The sequence below is a fragment of the Cellulomonas sp. GbtcB1 genome (genome assembly GCF_019091725.1).
Taxonomy (GTDB): Bacteria; Actinomycetota; Actinomycetes; order Actinomycetales; family Cellulomonadaceae; genus Cellulomonas.
The window spans coordinates 12,554-31,806 of sequence record NZ_JAGXJG010000015.1; the positions used below are offsets into that span (position 1 = coordinate 12,554).

Annotated in this window: 19 protein-coding genes and 1 tRNA gene; 3 read left to right on the top strand and 17 right to left on the bottom strand. The window is 75.7% G+C overall.

All coding sequences use genetic code 11. The features are described 5' to 3' along the window. Positions 1-15: 15 nt before the first annotated feature. From KVT14_RS07570 to KVT14_RS07605, 8 genes are all read right to left on the bottom strand, one after another. The gene (locus KVT14_RS07570; RefSeq protein ID WP_217615093.1) at positions 16-690 is read right to left on the bottom strand and encodes a DUF6518 family protein; all 675 of its coding nucleotides are present in this window, start codon (positions 688-690) and stop codon (positions 16-18) included. A gap of 101 nt (positions 691-791) precedes the next feature. Next, positions 792-1,172, bottom strand: a complete 381-nt coding sequence (locus KVT14_RS07575; protein WP_217615094.1) for a PH domain-containing protein — start codon at positions 1,170-1,172, stop codon at positions 792-794. An 82-nt stretch (positions 1,173-1,254) separates the two neighbouring features. Next, positions 1,255-1,920: a nucleoside/nucleotide kinase family protein gene (locus KVT14_RS07580; protein WP_217615095.1), complete on the bottom strand. Its 666-nt coding sequence runs from the start codon at positions 1,918-1,920 to the stop codon at positions 1,255-1,257. Continuing rightward, entirely contained in the window at positions 1,910-2,776 is an 867-nt protein-coding gene (locus tag KVT14_RS07585; RefSeq protein ID WP_217615096.1) for a sugar phosphate isomerase/epimerase, read from the bottom strand. Before KVT14_RS07585 ends, KVT14_RS07580 begins: the two co-directional genes overlap by 11 nt. 49 nt (positions 2,777-2,825) lie before the next feature. Further along, positions 2,826-3,740: a sugar phosphate isomerase/epimerase gene (locus KVT14_RS07590; protein ID WP_217615097.1), complete on the bottom strand. Its 915-nt coding sequence runs from the start codon at positions 3,738-3,740 to the stop codon at positions 2,826-2,828. Next, on the bottom strand, positions 3,737-4,513 hold the full coding sequence (locus tag KVT14_RS07595) for an ATP-binding cassette domain-containing protein (RefSeq protein WP_217615098.1): 777 nt from the start codon (positions 4,511-4,513) through the stop codon (positions 3,737-3,739). The genes KVT14_RS07590 and KVT14_RS07595 overlap by 4 nt, the downstream gene beginning before the upstream one ends. Then, complete coding sequence (locus tag KVT14_RS07600; RefSeq protein ID WP_217615099.1) at positions 4,510-5,508, bottom strand: ABC transporter permease; 999 nt, start codon at positions 5,506-5,508, stop codon at positions 4,510-4,512. Before KVT14_RS07600 ends, KVT14_RS07595 begins: the two co-directional genes overlap by 4 nt. Positions 5,509-5,617: 109 nt before the next feature. Then, on the bottom strand, positions 5,618-6,670 hold the full coding sequence (locus KVT14_RS07605; protein ID WP_217615100.1) for a substrate-binding domain-containing protein: 1,053 nt from the start codon (positions 6,668-6,670) through the stop codon (positions 5,618-5,620). A gap of 154 nt (positions 6,671-6,824) precedes the next feature. Here KVT14_RS07605 and KVT14_RS07610 point away from each other — a divergent pair, with 154 nt between their 5' ends. Then, positions 6,825-7,982, top strand: coding sequence for an ROK family transcriptional regulator (locus KVT14_RS07610; protein WP_217615101.1), 1,158 nt, complete (start codon positions 6,825-6,827; stop codon positions 7,980-7,982). A gap of 103 nt (positions 7,983-8,085) precedes the next feature. Here the strand turns inward: KVT14_RS07610 and KVT14_RS07615 are convergent, their stop codons facing one another. From KVT14_RS07615 to KVT14_RS07635, 5 genes are all read right to left on the bottom strand, one after another. Further along, the gene (locus tag KVT14_RS07615; RefSeq protein ID WP_217615102.1) at positions 8,086-10,014 is read right to left on the bottom strand and encodes an FtsX-like permease family protein; all 1,929 of its coding nucleotides are present in this window, start codon (positions 10,012-10,014) and stop codon (positions 8,086-8,088) included. Further along, complete coding sequence (locus KVT14_RS07620; RefSeq protein ID WP_217615103.1) at positions 10,011-10,796, bottom strand: ABC transporter ATP-binding protein; 786 nt, start codon at positions 10,794-10,796, stop codon at positions 10,011-10,013. Before KVT14_RS07620 ends, KVT14_RS07615 begins: the two co-directional genes overlap by 4 nt. Before the next feature lie 142 nt (positions 10,797-10,938). Next, the gene (locus tag KVT14_RS07625; protein WP_217615104.1) at positions 10,939-11,610 is read right to left on the bottom strand and encodes a response regulator transcription factor; all 672 of its coding nucleotides are present in this window, start codon (positions 11,608-11,610) and stop codon (positions 10,939-10,941) included. Then, a complete protein-coding gene (locus KVT14_RS23130) occupies positions 11,607-12,899 on the bottom strand; it encodes a histidine kinase (protein ID WP_217615105.1) in 1,293 nt (430 codons plus the stop codon). The genes KVT14_RS07625 and KVT14_RS23130 overlap by 4 nt, the downstream gene beginning before the upstream one ends. A gap of 28 nt (positions 12,900-12,927) precedes the next feature. Further along, positions 12,928-12,999: transfer RNA gene (locus KVT14_RS07635), tRNA-Gln, on the bottom strand. A 163-nt stretch (positions 13,000-13,162) separates the two neighbouring features. Here KVT14_RS07635 and KVT14_RS07640 point away from each other — a divergent pair. Both KVT14_RS07640 and KVT14_RS07645 read left to right on the top strand, forming a co-directional pair. Next, on the top strand, positions 13,163-13,858 hold the full coding sequence (locus KVT14_RS07640) for a TetR/AcrR family transcriptional regulator (protein WP_217615138.1): 696 nt from the start codon (positions 13,163-13,165) through the stop codon (positions 13,856-13,858). Between the two features lie 10 nt (positions 13,859-13,868). Continuing rightward, on the top strand, positions 13,869-14,396 hold the full coding sequence (locus tag KVT14_RS07645; protein WP_217615106.1) for a MarR family winged helix-turn-helix transcriptional regulator: 528 nt from the start codon (positions 13,869-13,871) through the stop codon (positions 14,394-14,396). A gap of 190 nt (positions 14,397-14,586) precedes the next feature. Here the strand turns inward: KVT14_RS07645 and KVT14_RS07650 are convergent, their stop codons facing one another. From KVT14_RS07650 to KVT14_RS07665, 4 genes are all read right to left on the bottom strand, one after another. Further along, positions 14,587-15,654 carry an ABC transporter permease gene (locus KVT14_RS07650; RefSeq protein ID WP_254630571.1) on the bottom strand — a complete coding sequence of 356 codons (1,068 nt, stop codon included), beginning with the start codon at positions 15,652-15,654 and terminating at the stop codon, positions 14,587-14,589. Positions 15,655-15,746: 92 nt separating this feature from the next. Then, positions 15,747-16,685 carry an ABC transporter ATP-binding protein gene (locus tag KVT14_RS07655; RefSeq protein ID WP_217615107.1) on the bottom strand — a complete coding sequence of 313 codons (939 nt, stop codon included), beginning with the start codon at positions 16,683-16,685 and terminating at the stop codon, positions 15,747-15,749. A gap of 133 nt (positions 16,686-16,818) precedes the next feature. Continuing rightward, positions 16,819-17,577 carry a response regulator transcription factor gene (locus KVT14_RS07660; RefSeq protein ID WP_217615108.1) on the bottom strand — a complete coding sequence of 253 codons (759 nt, stop codon included), beginning with the start codon at positions 17,575-17,577 and terminating at the stop codon, positions 16,819-16,821. Then, positions 17,574-19,013 carry a histidine kinase gene (locus KVT14_RS07665; protein WP_308160947.1) on the bottom strand — a complete coding sequence of 480 codons (1,440 nt, stop codon included), beginning with the start codon at positions 19,011-19,013 and terminating at the stop codon, positions 17,574-17,576. The genes KVT14_RS07660 and KVT14_RS07665 overlap by 4 nt, the downstream gene beginning before the upstream one ends. Positions 19,014-19,253: the final 240 nt, after the last annotated feature.

Genomic DNA, 19,253 nt, shown 5'->3' on the forward strand with positions numbered 1-19,253 from the left:
CATCTCCACCCCGTGCTACGCGAGGGCCAGGTGCACCGCGGCGAAGCCGGCCGCGCCCACGACCGCCGCGGCCGGGAGCCAGCGCAGCAGCGCGCCGGTCTGGCCACCGACCCGGCCGAGCAGCACCACCAGCAGGACCGCCACCACGGCGAACACCGCCGCGTCGTCGCCGTACCGCAGCACGACCGCGTACGTCACGACCGCCTCGGCCAGCCAGCACCCCGCGAGCAGCGCCGGGCCCAGCCCGCGCCACGGCCCCGTCGCCGTCCGCCAGAGCCGCCCGGCCCAGCCGAACACCGGCCCGCCGACGACGCCCGCGACCACCCACACGGCGACCGACGCCGCACCGACGGCGAACCCCCGCAGGTCGGCCACCAGGTAGTACCCGACGACCTCGCCGGCGCAGGCGAGCAGGCCAGCGAGCGCCGCGACCCACCCGCGCCGGGCGAGCGCGCCTACCAGGAACGAGGCGACCAGCCAGGGGCTGACGGCGTTCGCCAGCCCGGCGAACCACGTCCCGCCCAGCAGCGTCTGGCCGAACGAGGTCAGCGCCCCGACCGCGAGTCCCGCGCCGACGGCGGCGGCGAGGACGGCGAGGGCGGGACGGCCGGGAGCGGGGGCAGGCGCGGGCATCCCGGGGTCGACGGGCGGGACCGGGACGGCGCGCGGGGCGGGGACGGCGGTGCTCACGGGTCCCATCCGACCGCGCGGCGCCCCGGGTCGTCGTCCCCCCGGGGCCGGACCGCGCCCGCGCGCCCGTCCCCCTGGGGTCGGGCGCGCGCCTCAGGCGGTCAGCGCCCGCCCGAGGCGATCAGCCAGAGCACCGTGTCGTGCACGTGCCGCGCCTTGTCGTCGCCGCGGAACGTCGCCTCGTGGACCGTCGAGCCGGCGGTGATGGCGAGCGTCGCCGAGGACGCGAACTTCCCGAACATCGACTTGTCCGACACGAACGACACCGAGGTGATCGACCGGATCGGCAGCGACGTCACGGCGTTCTTGCCGCCGACGAACGACTTGTCCTGCAGGATCACGCGCAGGTTGGTGACCCCGACGAACCCCGTGCCCGCGCCGGTGCAGTCGTAGACGGCGAAGACCTGCTCGCCCTGGATGAGACCGGCCTGGACCTTCTCCAGCTGGTCGGACTTGTCGTGCGGGACGGTGGCGGTGGACATGCGGGGCGTCTCCTCGGGCTCGCGGCGGTGCGGTCACCCACCCCATCGGCGGAGGGCGCAGCGGGTTGAGCGACCGGCCGGCTCACCCGGCGGCCGGCGCCAGCTCACCCGAGACCACCAGGTCCGCCCGGTCGCGCGTCGACTCGATCAGCACCGCGTTCCGCCCGTCGACCTCCGTGGCCCACGCCGTCGCCGCCTCGACCGTCCGGCCGTGCCGGGTGTGCCGGTCCACGAGCCGCCGCTCCCGCTCGCCGCCCGGCGTCGCGCAGAACCACGCGTCGTCCAGCGCGTCCCGGACCTGCGCCCACGGGCCCTCGTCGACCAGGAGGTAGTTCCCCTCGACGACGACGACCGCGTGGTGCGGCTCGACCGCGAGCTCGGCCGCGACCGGTTCGTCGACCTCCCGCCGGAAGCTCGGCACGTACACGGTGTGGTCGGTCTCGGCGTGCACCCGGCGCAGCAGGGCGAGGAACCCCCAGCCGTCGAAGGTGTCCAGCGCGCCCTTGCGGTCGTGCCGACCGAGCCGGTCGAGCGTGTCGTTGGCCAGGTGGAATCCGTCCATCGGCAGGTGCACCGCGTCCGGGCCCAGCGCCTCGACGAGCCGCAGCGCGAGCGTCGTCTTGCCGGCCCCGGGGCTGCCCGCGATGCCGACCACGACCCGCCGGCCGGTGCGGTCGGCGAGCTCGCGCACCCGTGCCGCGAGCGCCCCGAGGTCCGCGACCGGGGCGCCCGCGCCCTCAGGCGGCACGGTTGGCCTCGAGCAGGCTCGTCATGTGCCGGTGGGCGTGCGCCGCCAGCGCGGGGCCGTCGCTCCACAGGTTCCGCCAGATCGCCAGGTCGTTCGACAGCGTCGGCGAGACCACCGCGGAGGAGAACGACTCGAACGTGATCGGCCCGGTGTAGTCGACGGCCGCGAGCGCGTGGAAGAACCCGGTGAGGTCGAGGTGCCCGCTGCCCAGGTAGCCGCGGTGGTTCTCGCCGATGTGCACGTAGCCGAGCCGGTCGCCGACCAGCAGCACCGGCCGCACGAGGTCGGACTCCTCGATGTTCATGTGGTACGTGTCGAGGTGGATCAGCACGTTGTCCTGGCCGATGTCGTCGGCCAGCCGCAGCGCGTCCGCGGCCGTGTTGATCACGTTGGTCTCGTAGCGGTTGCAGATCTCCAGGCCGAGCGTCATCCCGCGCCCGGCGGCCTCGGCGGCGAGGTCGGTCAGCGTGGCGACGACGTTCGCGCGCCCGGCCGTCGACAGCGGCCGGCCGTACTTGCCGAGCGCGCTGTACAGCGCCCCGGTGAAGTGGGTGCCGCCGAGCTCGTGCGTGATCCGCAGCGAGTCCTGCAGCAGCGCCGCGCCCCGCTCCACGACCGCGGGGTCGTCGCTGGAGACGTCGGCGTCGAAGGCGAGGCCGCGGGAGCAGACGATGCCGAGGCCGGCGGCCTGCAGCTCGGCGCGCGCGGCGGCCACATCGAGGGCCGGGGAGTCGTGCAGCGACAGCTCGAGGAGGTCGTAGCCCGCCTCGCGGGTCTGCCGGATGATCTGGGTCATCTCCGCGGGCGAGGTGCCGCCGGCGAAGACGAGGGCGTGGACGCCGAGCAGGTTGGTCATGGCGGTTCCGTTCGTCCGTGGGTGGTGGGTGGTCGGGTGGTCGGTGGGGTCAGGCCGGCACGGGCGCCGGGGCGGCGAGCGACAGCGCCGCGGCCGCGAGCTGCGCGCGCAGGAACCGGACCGAGGTCTCCGCGACCTCGTCGGGGTCCGTCCACTGCGCCCGCCACAGCCCGATGTCGACGGCCGACGCGGGCCCGACGACGTCGCGCGCGAACGACTCGACGGTGATCGGCCCGGCGTACCCGGCGGCGAGCAGCGCCCGCAGCAGCCGGGGCCAGTCGAGCGTCCCGGTGCCGAGCGCGCCCCGGTGGTTCTCGGAGGCGTGCACGTAGCCGAGCCGGTGCCCGGCGACCGCGACCGGGGCGACGACGTCGGCCTCCTCGAGCGCGGCGTGGAAGGTGTCGAGGTGCACGACGACGTTGTCCGCGCCGACGTCCTCGACGAACGCGAGCGCCTGGGCGGCCGTGTTGAGCAGGTTCGACTCGTACCGGTTCACGTACTCGACGCCGAGGGTCACCCCGTGCCCGGCCGCCTCGCGGGCGACGTCGCGCAGGGTGGCGACGGCGCTCGCGCGGCCGGCGACGGTCGGCGGCTCCAGGTACCGGCGCATCGCCGAGTGCGTCACGCCGCCGACGTAGGTCGACCCGATCGCCGCGGCGAACGCGACGGCCTCGGCCAGCCGGTGCCGGCCCCGCGCGACCACGGCCGGGTCGGGCGAGGTGATGTCGTCGTCCGGACCGAGGGCGAGGGACACGGCGGGGGCGATCCCGTGCCGCTGGAGCGCGGCGGCGGTGTCCCGCCAGTCGAGCACCGACCGGTCGACGGCGGGGACCTCGATCAGGTCGTACCCCGCCCGGGCGGCCGCCCCGATCGTGCGGTCCGCCTGCTGCGGCGCCCAGCCGAAGCCCCAGAGCCCGGCGTGCACCCCGAGGGGCGGCAGCCCGCCCGCGCCCGCCGCGCTCACGCGGCCTTCGCCCCGGTGATGAGCGCGACGAGCTCGTCGCCCGAGGTCTGGTCCGCGCGCCGCTCCGCGACGGCGAGGCCGGCCCGCATCACCCACACGTGCTGGGCGAGCCGCAGGACCTGGTCGAAGTTGTGGCTGATGAGCAGCACCGCGACGCCGGAGTCCTGCAGCTTGCGGATCACCGCCTCGACGCGCGCGGTCTCCTGCACGCCGAGCGCCGCGGTCGGCTCGTCCATGATGACGATCGAGCTGCCCCAGCCGGCGGCGCGGGCGATGGCCACGGCCTGCCGCTGCCCGCCGGACAGCCGGCGCACCCGGGACGTGACCGGCGGGACGTTCACGGCGAGCCCGCCGAGCAGCGTCTCGGCCTTGGACCGCATGGCCGCGCGGTCGAGGAACCGGACGGGCCCGACGCCCTTGGTGATCTCCCGCCCGACGAAGAAGTTCTGCCAGACGGTCAGGTCCTCGACGAGCGCGAGGTTCTGCTGCACGGTCTCGATGCCGTGCGCCCGGGCGTCGAGCGGCGAGTCCAGCTGGACCCGCTCGCCGCCGAGGGTGATGGCGCCGCCGTCCGGCCGGTGGATGCCCGACAGGCAGCGCACCAGGGTGGACTTGCCGGCGCCGTTGTCGCCGATGAGCGCGGTGACCTCGCCCCGGCGCATCGTGATCGAGGCGCCCTTGAGGGCGTGCACGCCGCCGAACGACTTGGTGATGTTCTCCGCGGTCAGGACCAGGTCGACGCCCTGGTCGGTCGCGGGCACGGTGGTGGTCATCGCTTCTGGAACCTCGTGAGCAGGGCCGCGAGGACGACGACGAGTCCCACGGCGAGCGGCTGGTAGAACTGCGAGACGGCGAGCAGCGTGAGCCCGTTGCTCAGGGCGGTGAGCAGCAGCGCACCGAGGATCGGGCCGACGATCTTGGCCCGGCCCCCGGACAGGCTGACGCCGCCCAGGACGACCGCGGCGATCGAGTTGAGCAGGTAGTTCGTGTTGATCGCCGGCTCGGCCGCGCCGATCCGCGCGACCAGCAGCAGCGACGCCATGCCGGCCAGCGCGGCCGCCCAGACGTAGACGGCGATCCGGACCCGGGGCGCCTTGACGCCGTTGGCGACCGAGGCCTCCTCGCTGCCGCCGACGGCCTGCACGTGCAGCCCGTACCGGGTGCGGAACATGACCACCCAGGCCAGCACGCCGACGACCAGCGCCACGACGAACGGGTAGCCGACGAAGCCGATCTTCCCGGTGGTGAGCCGGAGCAGCTCCGGGCTGAACACGCTGATCGGCTTGCCGTCCGTGAGGATCAGCGCGGCGCCGGTGGCCACGCCCAGCGTGCCGAGCGTCGCGATGAAGTCGGTGACCTTGCCCTTCGCGATCAGCAGGCCGTTCGCGACGCCGATGACGGTCGCCGACAGCACGCCCACGACCGCGGCGGGCCAGAACGGCAGCCCGGCCTGGAACGCGAGGCCGAAGCCGACCGCGCCGATCGTCATCGTCGCCGAGATCGACAGGTCGATGCCGCCGGTCGTGATGACGAACGACTGGGCCACGGCGAGGATCACCAGGATCGCGCCGGCGACCAGCATCGCCTGGATGTTGCCGAGGGTGAGGAACGTCGGGCTGAGGATGCTGAACACGACGACCAGGACGACCAGGCCGATCGGGGCGGCGTTCTCCGCCCAGAAGCTCAGGTGCCGCGCCTCGGCGAGCGCGCTGACCGCGCGGCGCGTGGGCGGGGGTGCCGACGTCGTCGGCGTTGCGGTGGTGGTCACGAGGGCTCTCTCCGGTCGGCGCCGCGGGGCGGCGGCGCGGGACGGGTGGGCTGCGGGGTGGAGCGCGCGGGGCGGCGCGGCGCAGGGGGTCGGCGCCGCCCCGCGCGGATCAGGGCAGGAGGTCGGTCAGGGGGTTGTCGAACTCCTGGAACGGCTGCGGGAACGCGTCGAGCGCCTGCTGCGCGGTGCTCGCGTCCACGAGGGCCGTGGGCGACTCGATGTCGGCGGGCAGGTCGGTACCCGCGGTCGCGACCTCGCAGGCCTGCACGCCGAGCGAGCCGATCGCGTAGGGGTACTGCGCCACGGTGGCGCTCAGCCCGCCGTCGAGCACGGACTGCAGCGCGTCCTGGTTGCCGTCGACGCTCACGACGGTGATGTCGCCGGTGCGGCCGGCGTTCTCGACGGCCTTGACGATGCCGAGGCCCATGTCGTCGTTCGCGGCGAAGAAGGCCGTGATGTCGGGGTTCGCGGCGATGATGTCGGTCGCCTTGGTGAGGGCCACGTCGCGCTTCCAGTCGGCGGCCTCCTCCTGGACGACGTCGACCGAGTCGCCCACGGCGGCCTTGAACCCGTCGACACGCGCGGCGCTGGTCACGTCGCCCGAGACGCCGCCGATGATGGCGACCTTCGAGCCGGCGGCGACCTTGCTCACCACGAAGTCGCCGGCCTTGCCGCCCGCGGCCTCGTTGTCGGTGCCGATGTAGGTGGCGATGTCGAGGTTCGCGGCCGACGCGGCGTCGGCGTCGATCGGGTTGTCGATGTTGACGATCGGGGTGCCGGCGGCGCCGACAGGGGCGAGCGCCTGGACCAGGTTGGTGCCGCTGATCGGGTTGACCACGAAGCAGCCGAAGTCCTGGCCGGCGAGGGCGGAGAGCTTGTCGGCCTGGCCGGTGGTGTCGCCGATGTCGGCCGCGGCCTGCACGGTCACGTCGACGCCGTCGGTCTGCGCGGTCTCCTCGATGCCCTGCTGCATGGCCTGGAAGAACGGGTTGTCGAGGCCCTTGATGACGGCGGCGACCTTCTCGCCGCCACCGCCGGACGCGGTGGTCGAGCCGCCGCCGGAGCTCCCGCCGTCGGAGCAGGCGGCCAGCGCGAGGGCGACCGTCGCGGCGGCCGCGGCGGTGACGAGTGCGGTCCGGGACTTCGAGGGTGCGTGGGACATGGCGATCCTTGGCCTCCAGGGGCACCACTGTGTGCCCGCATCTCCGAAACTACGACCCCTTTTGACTGACGTCAACCCAAAAGTCCCGCCACTTCTCGGCAGAGTTCGCGGTAACGTGGCCCTCGACCCGACGCGCACCCCAGGAGGCGAGCCGATGCCGCAGGTGACCGGCCACACGGCCGACGTGCTGGAGCTGTTCCGCACGCTCGGCGCGCTGAGCCGCATGGAGGTCATCGACCAGACCGGGCTGTCCCGGTCGACGGTGAACCAGCGCCTCGGCTCGCTCGAGCGCGCCGGCCTGATCCGGGAGATCGGCGGCGCGGAGTCCAGCGGCGGGCGGCCGTCCAGCCGGTTCGAGTTCGCCGCCGACCGCGCCCGGGTGCTCGCCGCCGACATCGGCGCGATGGGGTTCACCCTGGCGGTCTGCGACCTCGCCGGCCGCCCCGTCGCCGACCTGTCCCGGGACGTCGAGGTGTGGGCCGGGCCCGAGAAGGTGCTGGCCATGGTGCAGGAGGGCTTCGACGAGCTCGCCTCGCCGGACGACGTCTGGGCGGTCGCGGTCGGCGTGCCCGGGCCGGTGGAGTTCGCGGCGCACCGCGTGGTGAACCCGCCGATCATGACCGGCTGGGACGGCTTCGACATCGCCGCCGCCTTCCAGCCGCGGTACCGGGGCCCGGTCGTCGTCGAGAACGACGTCAACGCGCGGGCCGTCGCGGAGGCGCGGCTCACCGGCGCGGACAACATCATCGGGCTCAAGGTCGGCACCGGCATCGGCGCCGGCCTGGTGTTCAACGGCAGCATCGTGCGCGGGGACAAGGGCGCGGCCGGCGACGTCGGGCACACCCGCGCCCTGCACACCGACCCCGAGCCCCGCCCCTGCCACTGCGGCAACCTCGACTGCCTGGAGACCTACGCCGCGGGCTGGGCGCTGGTCCGGCAGCTCGCGGACCTCGGGCGGGACGTGCGGCGCACGGGCGACGTGGTGGCGCTGGTCCAGCAGGGCGACATGGAGGCCGTGCGGCTGGTGCGGGCGGCGGGCCGGGCGATCGGCGAGTCGGTGGCCGGCCTGGTCAGCGTCCTGAACCCGCGGCGGATCGCGCTGTCGGGGCAGCTGGCGCAGTGCGGCGAGGTGCTGCTGTCCGGCATCCGGGAGCGGATGTACCAGCAGACCCTGCCGCTGGCGACGCGCGACCTCGTGGTCGGGCCGTCGGACCTGGGCGAGCTCGCGGGGGTGACGGGTCTGGCGCTGATCGCGATCGACACGCTGCTGGCCCCGGACTCCCTGGAGGCGGTGCTGTCGGCGACGGTGTGACGCGGCGCGATCCCCACCCGATTCTCGCGTCGCCACCCTCGGGATCAGGTGACAGCGTGCGAATCGGGTGGGGATCAGGGTGTGCCCGGCCTCACCCCGGGCCTCACCCAGCGCGGGCCGCCAGGCCCCCGGCGGACGGCCGCGTCGCGCGGACCGCCGCCGCGACCGGCAGCGTCAGCCCGATCAGCGCCACGACCGCCAGCAGCCCGCCCAGCACCACCGGGTCGAGCACCGGCACCGGCACCCCGAGCAGCCCCTGCCCGACGCCGAGCAGCGCGGGCAGCACCGCGGCCAGCCCCACCCCGACGGCGGTGCCGGTGATCAGCGCCGACTCGGCCGCGACCATCCGGATCAGCTGCGCCCGCGTCGCGCCCGTGCGGCGCAGCAGCGCGAGCTCCGCCCGCCGGGTCCCGACCAGCCCCACCAGCGTGGTGCCGGCCGCCACCGCGACGAACGCCAGCAGCGCCAGGAGCAGCGCGGTCGACAGCCCCTGCTCCCCCGCGGCCGCGTCGCGCACGGACGCGGCGTACCCCGCGGGGTCGGTGACGTCGAGCCCGGTCGCCGCGACGGCAGCGCGCACGTCCCCGGCCGCGGCCGGGTCGTCGGCGCGGACGAGCAGCACACCGCCCTCGGCCCCCGCGGCGACGGTGGTCCCGGCCCCGATCAGGTAGTCGCCGAGCCCGAGCCCCCGCTCGTAGACGGCGACCACGGTCAGCTCCACGGACTCGCCGCCGACCCGCACCTCGACCGGCCTGCCCAGCCCGGTGCTGCCGAGGGCCGCCTCGCTGCTCACCGCGATCGTCCCGTCCCGCCCGAGGTCGTCGAGCGAGCCGGACCGCACGTCGGGGTCGAGCAGCGTGGTCTCGGCCGGCACGGTGCGGAGCGTGGCCGGCTCCCAGGACAGCCCGTCGAGGAACGGCAGGTCCTCGTCCTCGGCGTCGGTCCGGACCTGGGCGGGCACGCCCGCGGTGACACCCGCGGCGGCGACGCCCGGCAGGGCCGCGACCTCGGCGGCCGCCGCCTCCGGCACCCCGGCGGACCCGGGGTCCTGCGCGACCACGTCCGCCACCACCCCGTCGCGCACCTGCTGCTCGGCCGCGTCCACGATCGCGGCGTTCGCCCCGGACTGCACGGTGCCGAGCGCGAGGAGCAGCGCGAGCGGCAGGACCGCCCCGGTCAGCCGCCGGGAGAACCCGCGGGCGTTGGTCAGCGCGAGCGTCGGCACGGCGCGCGACCCGCGGGTCAGCCGCAGCCCGCGCTCCGCGCCCCACCGGACGAGCAGCGGCCCGACCAGCGCGGCCGCGATCAGCAGCACGATCGCCGAGGTGGTGGCGGCCGCCGCGCCCGCGATCCCGGGCAGGGCGAACGGCACCAGCGCGGCGACCAGCCCCGCGGCGACGAGGACGGCGGCCGTGAGGGCACGCGCCCGCGGGATGCCCCGCGGCTCGACCGCGGCCTGCTGCACGGCGCTCGCCGGGCTCAGCCGCGCGCTCTCCCGGCCCGCCAGCCGCGCGCCGAGCAGCGCGGTCGGCACCAGGAGCGCGAGCGCCCCGAGCACCGGCCACGGCGACAGCGCGGGCGCGTAGCCGGCGGGCACCACCCCGCCCGCGACCAGCACGTCGGACAGCAGCGGCGCGAGCAGCAGCCCCGGCACGGCGCCGACGGGGGCGGCGACCGCGAACACGAGCAGCACCTCCACGGTGACCAGCTGCCGCACCTGGCCGGTCGTCGCGCCGACCGCCCGGAGCAGCGCGAACTCCCGCGCCCGCGGCCGGAGCGCCCCGGCGAACGTCGACGCCACGACGAGCAACGCGATCAGCACCGCCGTCCCCGCGAACGACGACGCGACGGCGAGCAGCATCGACGCGGCGGGGTCGTCGGACGCCCCGGCGGCGAGGCGGGTGCCGGCCTCCACCCAGACGCCCGTCGCGGTGAGCAGCGCCGCCGCGAGCGCCACGACCAGCGCGCTGCCGGCGAGGCTGCCGCGGTGCACGCGGACGGCGGACCGGGCCATGGCCCCGACGGCGCTCATCGGCCCAGCTCGATCATCCGGGCCGTGACCTGCTCGGTCGTCGGCGCGTCGAGGTGGCCGGCGATCAGGCCGTCGGCCAGGAACAGCACGCGGTCCGCCGCGGCGGCGACGTGCGCGTCGTGCGTCACCAGCACCAGCGTCTGCTGCAGGGTCTGCGCGGTCGAGCGCAGCACCTCCAGCACCTGGCCGCCGGTGTGCGAGTCGAGCGCGCCGGTCGGCTCGTCGGCGAACACCACCGCGGGCCGGGTGACCAGCGCCCGGGCGATCGCGACGCGCTGCGCCTGGCCGCCCGAGAGCTCGCCCGGCAGCCGGTCCTCCATGCCCTCCAGGCCGACGGCCGCCATGAGGTAGCGGCGCAGGTGCGCGTCGGGCTCCCGGCCCCCGAGCAGCAGCGGCAGCGCGATGTTCTCCGCCACGGTCAGGTGCTCGACCAGGTTGTACGCCTGGAACACGAAGCCGATCCGGTCCCGCCGCAGCCGGGTCACCGCGTCGGGCGACATCGCCGTGAGGTCGGACCCGCCGACCACGACCCGCCCGCTGGACGGCCGGTCCAGGCCGGCGGACACGTTGAGCAGCGTCGACTTCCCGGAGCCCGACGGCCCCATGACGGCCGTGAACGAGCCGGGGGCGAGCGCCAGGGAGACGCCCGCGAGCGCCGCGACCGTGCCGCGGCCGTTGGGGTAGGTGCGGTGGACCCGGTCCAGCAGCACGGCGGGCTGGGCGCCGGCCGGGGGCGCGGCCGGGCTCGCGGGGCTGGTCGGGGTGGGTGCGGTGTGGCTCATGGCCGGTCTCCTCGTCTGGGGTTCTGCGTCCCCTCGACGCTAGGAATCCGGCACCCCCGCCCTCCAGCCGCCTGCGACGGAACCCGCGGGCCTGCATCCTTCGACGCAACCGCTCCCCCGCCCGGCAGACCCCGGGCGCGCGTCACCCCTCGTCGGGGACCGTGACCACCCGGTTCTGGTACGCCCAGACGACGGCCTGCAGCCGGGACCGCACGCCGAGCTTCGGCATCATCCGCGCCAGGTGCGACTTCACCGTCGACACTTCGACCACCAGCTCGGCGGCGATCTCCTCGTTCGACATCCCCTGCGCGAGCAGCCGGAGGATGTCCTGCTCCCGGGCAGTCAGCACGTCCGCCCCGCGCTGCACCGTCACCGGCTGCAGGCGGCGCCGGTCCGCGAACTCGCGCAGCACCCGGTGGGTCAGCGCCTGGTCGAGCGTGCCCCGCCCCGCGGCGACGTGCCGGACCGCCCGCACGATCTCCTCGGGCTCGGCGTCCTTGAGCAGGAACCCCGACGCGCCCGCCTCCAGCGCGCCGAACACGTAGTCGTCGAGGTCGAACGTCGTCAGCACGAGGACCGGCACCGGCCGCTCGACCTCCGGCCCGCACAGCTCGCGGGCGACGCTGATGCCGTCCCGGCCGGGCATCCGGATGTCGAGCACCGCCACGTCGGGCTCGGTGCTGCGGGCCAGCGCCACCGCCTCGTCCCCGTCGGCCGCCACGCCCACGACCTCGAGGTCGGGCTCGGCGGCGAGCAGCGCGGACAGGCCGGCGCGCACCAGGGGCTGGTCGTCGGCGATGAGCACCCGGATCACGGGGCGCCTCCCTCGGTCAGGGGCTCGCGCGGCAGCACGAGCCGGACCTCCCAGCCCCCGTCGGGGGTCGGGCCGTGCCGCAGGTCGGCGCCCACCAGCTCGGCGCGCTCCCGCATCCCGCGCAGCCCGTACCCGGGGTGCGCGGGGTCGCCGGCGGGGACGTCGTCGGTGGGCACGCCGTTGCGCACGGTCAGCACGACGGCGTCGGCGCCCCGGTCGTCGACCGTCACCCGGCAGGCCGCCCCGGGGGCGTGCGTCCGGACGTTCGCGAGCGCCTCCTGCACGATCCGGTACCCGGCGAGCTGGGCCAGCGGCCCGACGCGGGCCCCGAGCGCGCCCCCGCCCGCCCCGGGCGCGCGCAGCACGTCCAGCGTCACGTCGCCGGGGGGGCCGGGCGCGGCCGCGACCAGGTCCGGCACCGCCGCGAGCGTGAGCGCCGACGTCTCCGCGCCGTCGTCCTCCCGCAGCAGCCCGACCAGCCGCCGGAGGTCGGCGAGCACCACCCGGCTCTGCTCGCGCACCTGGCGCACCCCGGCGCGCGCGGCGTCGGGGTCGGTCGTGATCTGCCGGTCGATCGCCGACGCCATCAGCGCGATCCCGGACAGGTGGTGCGCCGCGAGGTCGTGCAGCTCGCGGGCCATCGCGGTCCGCTGCTCCGCCAGCGCCGTCCGCACCCGGGCCTCCTGCTCGCCGGCCAGGGCGCGCAGCTCGCCCTCCTGCGCCGCCCGGACCGCACGCCGCGAGGACACGACCAGGGCGGGCACCAGCCCGAGCGCGACGACGGCGACCGCCTGCGCCGCGGCGGCGAGCACGAGGAGGGGGGTCCCGGGCGCCTCGACCGACCCGGACCCGGCGACGGCCGAGGCCGCGGCGAGCAGCACCACCGACACCACGAGCACCGCGCGCAGCCCCGCGAACGGCCAGGCGACCGCGGCCCGGTAGACGACCACCACCACCGCGAGCGTGAGCAGACCGGACGCGGCCACCTCCGGCCCGCCGCCGGCCGCCGCGACCCCCAGCGGGACCACCGCGACGACCAGCAGCGACCCGCGCGGCACGGTCCGGGCGACCGCGACCGCCGCCGCCTGCACGACCAGCGCCCCCACGACCAGCCACCACCCGGGCGCGCCCACCGGCGGCAGGTCCACCGGCTCGGCGGGCTCCATCGCGGCGACCGCCGGGAGCGCGAGCAGCCCGGCGACACCGAGGACGAGCACCACGGCGGCCGCCACGACGTCCCCGCGCCGGAGCGCCACCCGGGCGCGGGCGGCGGCGGGGGGAGGCGTCACGGGCACGTCCGGCATCGTCGCACGGCGGCTCCGCCCCCAGGATTCGAACCCGGACCTCAAGGCTCCAAAGGCCTGCGTGCTGCCGTTACACCAGGGCGGACCGCGGGCGGGCCGGGCGTGCCGGGTCCCCCGCGTCGGCCGCCAGTCTGCCAGCCCCGGACCCGCCCGCGGGACGCGTCACCCACCCTGCCCGGCGCCGCGCCTGCGAGGATGGCCCGATGACCGCCGAGCCCCGCCGCACGCCACGGACGACGCGCGCCCGCATGACCGCGACCCAGCGGCGTGCTCAGCTGCTCGACGTCAGCCGCCGGCTGTTCGCCGAGAAGGGCTTCGAGGGCACGTCGGTCGAGGAGATCGCGGCCCGCGCCGAGGTGTCGAAGCCCGTCGTCTACGAGCACTTCGGCGGCAAGGAGGGCATCTACGCCGTCGTCATCGACCGGGAGATCCAGGCGCTCACGAGCGCGCTCACCGGCGCGCTCGACGGCGGCGGCCACCCGAAGGTGCTCGTCGAGCGATCCGCGCTCGCGCTGCTCGGCTACATCGAGGAGTCCGAGGACGGGTTCCGGATCCTGGTGCGCGACTCCCCGGTCGCGCAGGCGACGGGGACGTTCTCCAGCCTGATCGGCGACGTGGCGACCCAGGTCGAGCACCTGCTGGCGAACGAGTTCAAGCGGCGGCACCTCGACCCGCGGACGGCCCCCATCTACGCGCAGATGCTGGTCGGCATGGTCGCGCTCACCGGGCAGTACTGGCTGGACGCCCGGAGCCCGAAGAAGGCCGACGTGGCCGCGGCGCTCGTGAACCTCGCCTGGAACGGGCTCTCGGGCCTGGAGCGGCGCCCCCAGCTGACCACCGCCCCGGAGCCGAGGAAGCGCGCCGCGAAGCCCCGCCCGAAGCCGGGCGACGCCCACCCCGGCGACGCGGCCGCGGAACCCGGCCCGACGGCACCCGTCGAGTAACCTCGCCCGCATGTCGGCAGCCGTTCCCCAAGGTCAGCCCGGCGCGCCCCGGGACGAGGTGGACCGGATCGTCGCGGCGTGGGCGCGCGAGCGCCCGGACCTCGACGTCGCGCCGCTGTCGGTGCTGTCCCGCGTGACCCGGCTGGCCCGGCACCTCGACCTGGCCCGGCGGCAGGCGTTCGCCCGGCACGGGCTCGAGCCGTGGGAGTTCGACGTGCTGTCCGCGCTGCGCCGCGCCGGGGCGCCGTACCGGATGTCGCCCGGCGCCCTGCTCACGCAGACGCTCGTCACCAGCGGGACCATGACCAACCGGGTCGACCGGCTGGCGTCGCGCGCGCTGGTCGAGAGGCTGCCCTCCCCCGACGACCGCCGTGGCGTGCTGGTCAGCCTCACGGACGAGGGCCGGACCCGCGTGGACGCCGCGATGTCGACGCTGCTGGAGATCGAGCGCGACCTGCTGTCGACCCTCCCGGCACCGGAGCGCGACCACCTGGCGGACCTGCTCCGCACCCTGGTCGCCCCCTTCGACACCCCCTGACCCATCTGCCGCCTACGCGACGCCCACGCCGAGATGGCAACTCTCGGCTGGGTCGGGGATCGCGCGCACAGCCGAGAGTTGCCATCTCGGCGGCACCGCGAGCAACCGCGAGCACTGCGAGCGGGCGGACGCGACGACGCGCGCGGCACACCCCCCTGCGGGTGCCGCGCGCGTCGTCGTCCGTGCGGGGTCAGGCCGCCTTCGTCAGGGCCTCCGAGAGCTTGACCCGGCGGCCGGTGCGGAGGACCGAGCGGGAGTAGATGCGGGCGCCGATGCCGGTGACGAGCACCGCGGTCCCCGCGAGGATCACGAGGGACACCAGCGGCTCCCACCAGGACGCCTCGCCGAGGAACAGCCGCACCGGCATCCCGACCGGGGCGCTGAACGGCACGTAGGACATGATCGTGAGCACCAGGTCGTTGTCGTTGAAGAAGATGACGCCGAAGTACGGGATCATCACGAGCATCATCACCGGGGTGAGCACGGGGCCGGTGTCCTCGACGCGGGAGACGAGCGAGGCGGCGGACGCGAACAGCGCGGCCAGCAGCACGAACCCGACGAGGAAGAACAGCACGAACCAGGCGACCGGCGCCCCCACCATCCCGAGCAGGTCGTCCTGGCCGGTGACGACGAGGCCGACGACGGCCACGGCGGCGATCGCGGCGATCTGACCGACGGCGAGCACCGTGTTGCCGAGGATCTTGCCGCCGAGCAGCGCCCGCGGCGGGACGGTCGAGAGCAGGAGCTCGACGATCCGGGACTGCTTCTCCTGGACGGTGTTCTGCGCGATCGTGCTGCCGAACGTCATGGCGGCCATGAAGAACGCGATGCCGAAGATGAAGGACACGATGTAGCGAAGGCCGTCGGAGGTGCCGGACTCGTCCAGCAGCTCGACCGGCGGGGTCACGGCCAGCGCGCTGATCACGCCGTCCGGCGCGGAGTCGAGGCCGACCACGACGACGCCCAGCAGGTTGTCCGCGTCGTCGTCGGGCAGGACCGCGGCGGAGACCTCCTCGGACTCCACCAGGGCGCGGGCGGCCTCGGGGTCCGCGGCGTCGACCGCCTCGAGCCCGTCCACGCCCTCGATGACCGCGGCGGTCTCCGGCACGACGGCGACCTTGGTGTCCCCGCCGCCGAGCCGGTCGCCCAGCACCGACGTGAGGATGATGCCGCCCAGGACGAGCACGAGCAGCACCGCGGTCGAGATGAGGAAGGACTTGCTGCGGACCTGCGTGGTGATCTCGCGCTCGGCGACCATGAGCGTCGCCTGCACCGTGTTCGGCGTGGCGGGCCGGTTGGCCGGCGCCGGGCCGGACGACGGGTCGTTCGGCAGCATCGGGGTGCGGCGGCTCATCGCACGGTCTCCTTGGTCTTCGTGGTGGCGGGCTCGTCGTCGTGGCGCTCCTCGTCGCGGACGATGTCGCGGAAGATCTCCGCGAGGCGCGGGCGCACCGGGCTGAACTGCTGGACGGGCGCGGCGTCGAGCGCGGCGCGCAGGACCCGCTGGGCGGAGGCCTCGTCGGACTCGAACAGCGCGTAGCCGCCGTCGAACTCGACGACCCGGACGCCCGGCTCGGTGCGCAGCCAGCCCATGTCGCCGCCGGAGGTGATCTCGTACCGCGGGGCGGCGTGCTGGGCGCGCAGCGCCTCCTTCTCGCCCGCCGCGCGGATCTTCCCGCCGGCGATGACGACCACGTCGTCGCACAGCCGCTCGACCACGTCGAGCTGGTGCGAGGAGAAGAGCACCGGCACGCCGCGGGCGGCGTACTCCTGCAGCACGCCGAGCACCAGGTCGACCGCCATCGGGTCGAGGCCGGAGAACGGCTCGTCGAGGACCAGCACCTCCGGCTCGTGCACCAGGGCGGCGGCGATCTGCGCGCGCTGCTGGTTGCCGAGCGACAGGTCGTCGACCGGGTCGGTCAGCCGCTCGCCGAGGCCGAGCTTCTCGAGCAGCTCGCGGGCCTTCTCCGTCGCGGTGCGGCGCTCGTAGCCATGCAGCCGCGCCAGGTAGGTGATCTGCTCCAGCACGTGCATCTTCGGGTAGAGGCCGCGCTCCTCCGGCATGTAGCCGAACGCGCGTCGGCGGTCGTCGCCCAGGGGGCTCCCGTCGAGCGTCACCGTGCCCGAGTCCGCCGAGAGCACCCCGAGGATGATCCGCATCGTCGTCGTCTTGCCGGCGCCGTTGCCGCCGACGAACCCGGTGAGCTTGCCCCGCTCCACCGAGAAGCCGACGTCGCCGAGCACCAGCCGGTCCCCGAAGGACCGGTGGATCCCGTCGAGCTGCAGCATGTCGTCTCCTGTCGTGACCTGTCCGGACCCGTCGTCCGCTGAGGTCAACGCTAGGAGGCGACCGCGCCCCGGCACCTCGGCCGCCGGGCGGAACTTGCCGGGCGCACCGGCCTCCGTCCCGGGGCGGAGGGGGTCAGTCCGTCAGCCCGTTCTCGAACGCGTAGACGACGGCCTGCACCCGGTCCCGCAGGCCGAGCTTGGTGAGCACGTTCGACACGTGGGTCTTGACGGTGGCGCGCCCCAGGACGAGCTCGGCGGCGATCTCGTCGTTGCTCAGCCCGCGCGCGACGAGCCGCAGCACCTCGAGCTCGCGCTCGGTCAGCCCCGTGGCGGAGGGGTCCCCGGTCCCGCGCGCCGCACCGGCGGGGCTCCCCCCGGAGGCGGAGCCCTGGCCGACGACGGCGCGGGCGATCACGGCCCGCGTGACCTCGGGCGACAGCAGCGCGTCCCCGGCGGCGACGGCGCGCACGGCGTCCGCGAGCTGCTCAGGGCGGGAGTTCTTCAGCAGGAACCCCGCGGCACCGGCCTGGAGCGACTCCAGCAGGTAGTCGTCCCGGTTGAACGTGGTGAGCACGAGGACGCCCGCCGTGATGTCGGGGTCGGCCGTGATCCGGCGGGTGGCCTCCAGGCCGTCGACGCCGGGCATCTGCACGTCCATGCAGACGACGTCCGGACGCAGCGCCCGCGCCAGCTCGACCGCCTCGGCGCCGTCGCCGGCCTGCCCGACGACCTCGAGGTCCGGCTGCGCGCCGAGGATCGTGGCGAGCCCGGCGCGCAGCAGCGCCTGGTCGTCGGCGAGCACGACGCGCACCGGCCGGTCCGGGCCGAAGCCCCGGTCCGGGGCGTCGGCCTCCGTCGCGTCGTCGAACCGCACCGCGTCGGCCCCGCTCATCGTGCCCCTCCCGTCCGCGGCCCGAGCGGCACCCGCGCCCGGACCAGGTACCCGCCGCGCCCGCGCGCGCCGGTCTCCAGCGTGCCGCCGTCGGCGGCGACCCGTTCCCGCATCCCGACCAGGCCGAGCCCGCCGGACGTCCCGCGCCGGGCAGCGCGGCGCGCGCCGGTGCCGTCGTCGGTGACCTCGAGCTCGACCGCGTCGGGCTCGTACCGCAGCCGGACGTCCACCCGGGCGCCGGTGCCCGCGTGCTTGCGCACGTTGGTCAGCGCCTCCTGGCAGATCCGGTACAGGTTGAGGGAGGTCAGCGGCGGCACCCGCACGGGCTCGCCGACCACCTGGTACTGCGCGGCGAGGCCGGTGTCCGCGGCCTGCTGCACCAGCTCGGGCAGCCGCTCGACGGACAGGGAGCCCACCGCGGACGCGGCGTGCGCCTCGGTCCCCGACTCGCGGAGCGTGCTGAGCAGCCCGTGCAGCTCGTCGACGGCCTCGCGCGCGGAGTCCTCGACCTGCTCCAGCGCGGCGGCGGCCTGCTGCGGGTCGGACTGCTGCACCATCCGCGCCGCCGCGGCCTGCACGCCCATCATCGACACGTGGTGCGCGACCGCGTCGTGCAGCTCGCGCGCCAGCCGGAGCCGCTCGATCGCGACGGCCTGCTCCTCGACCCGGCGGCGCTCGCCCACGAGCAGCCGGCCGCGGTACTCGGTGCGGGCGCGCTCGCGGGCGGCGTTCCACGCGTGCTCGCCGAACCACCAGGCCCCCGCGAAGTACAGGATGTTGGTCAGCAGCTGGATGAGCAGGTACGCCACCAGCGGGGAGAACGCGCCCGCGTTGGAGAAGCCCTCGATGCCCTCGGGGTCGGTGACGGCCTGGAACATCGCGACCAGCAGCCAGACGAACATCGCGACGACGATCCCCGCCCGCACCCACAGCGCCCGCGCGCGGTTTCGGTCCCACGCGCCGACCGTGTACAGCGCCATGAACAGCGCGATGTTCCCGAACAGCGTCTCGGGGACCCGCAGCTCGCCCATCAGGACGAACGCCGCCGCGACCACGACCGCGACCACGGCGGGCCGCTGCCGGCGCCACGCGAGGGGCGCGGTGACCGCGAGCACGCAGAGGACCGCGACCCAGCCCTCCGCGGGCTCGTCGTACATGCCCGCGGTGCGCCCCAGCGCCAGGCTGAGGATGCCGCCGATCAGCAGGCCCGCGGCCAGGAGCACGTCGTACCGGCGCTGGTCCGACGTGATCGGCGGCCGCCGCCAGCCCGGGGCGTCGGGGTCCGCGAGCGCCTCGACGACCGGGGCGTCGCGGTCGTCGAGGTGGGTCGGGGCGGGGCGGGCCGGGTCGGGGCGGGTGACGTCGGGGCGGGTCGCGTCCGGGCGGGTCGCGTCGGGGACGTCGGCCGTGCCGGGGTCGCGGTCGAGCGGCTGCACGGTGCCACCGTAGCCGGACCCGACCGGGGCCCCCGGGCCGTGACCACGGCCGACGCCCGTCCCCGCCCGCGGGAACGACCCTCGTGAGCATGCGGCCACCGTGTATCCCGGCGACCGGGACCTCGACCGCGAGCGTGCGTGCTCCGCGTACCCCAGCCATCGACACGTTCCTCGCGGGCGCGCGTACACGGTGCACGCCGCGTACCCCAGCCCCACCGCCACCTTCTTCGCGCACATGGG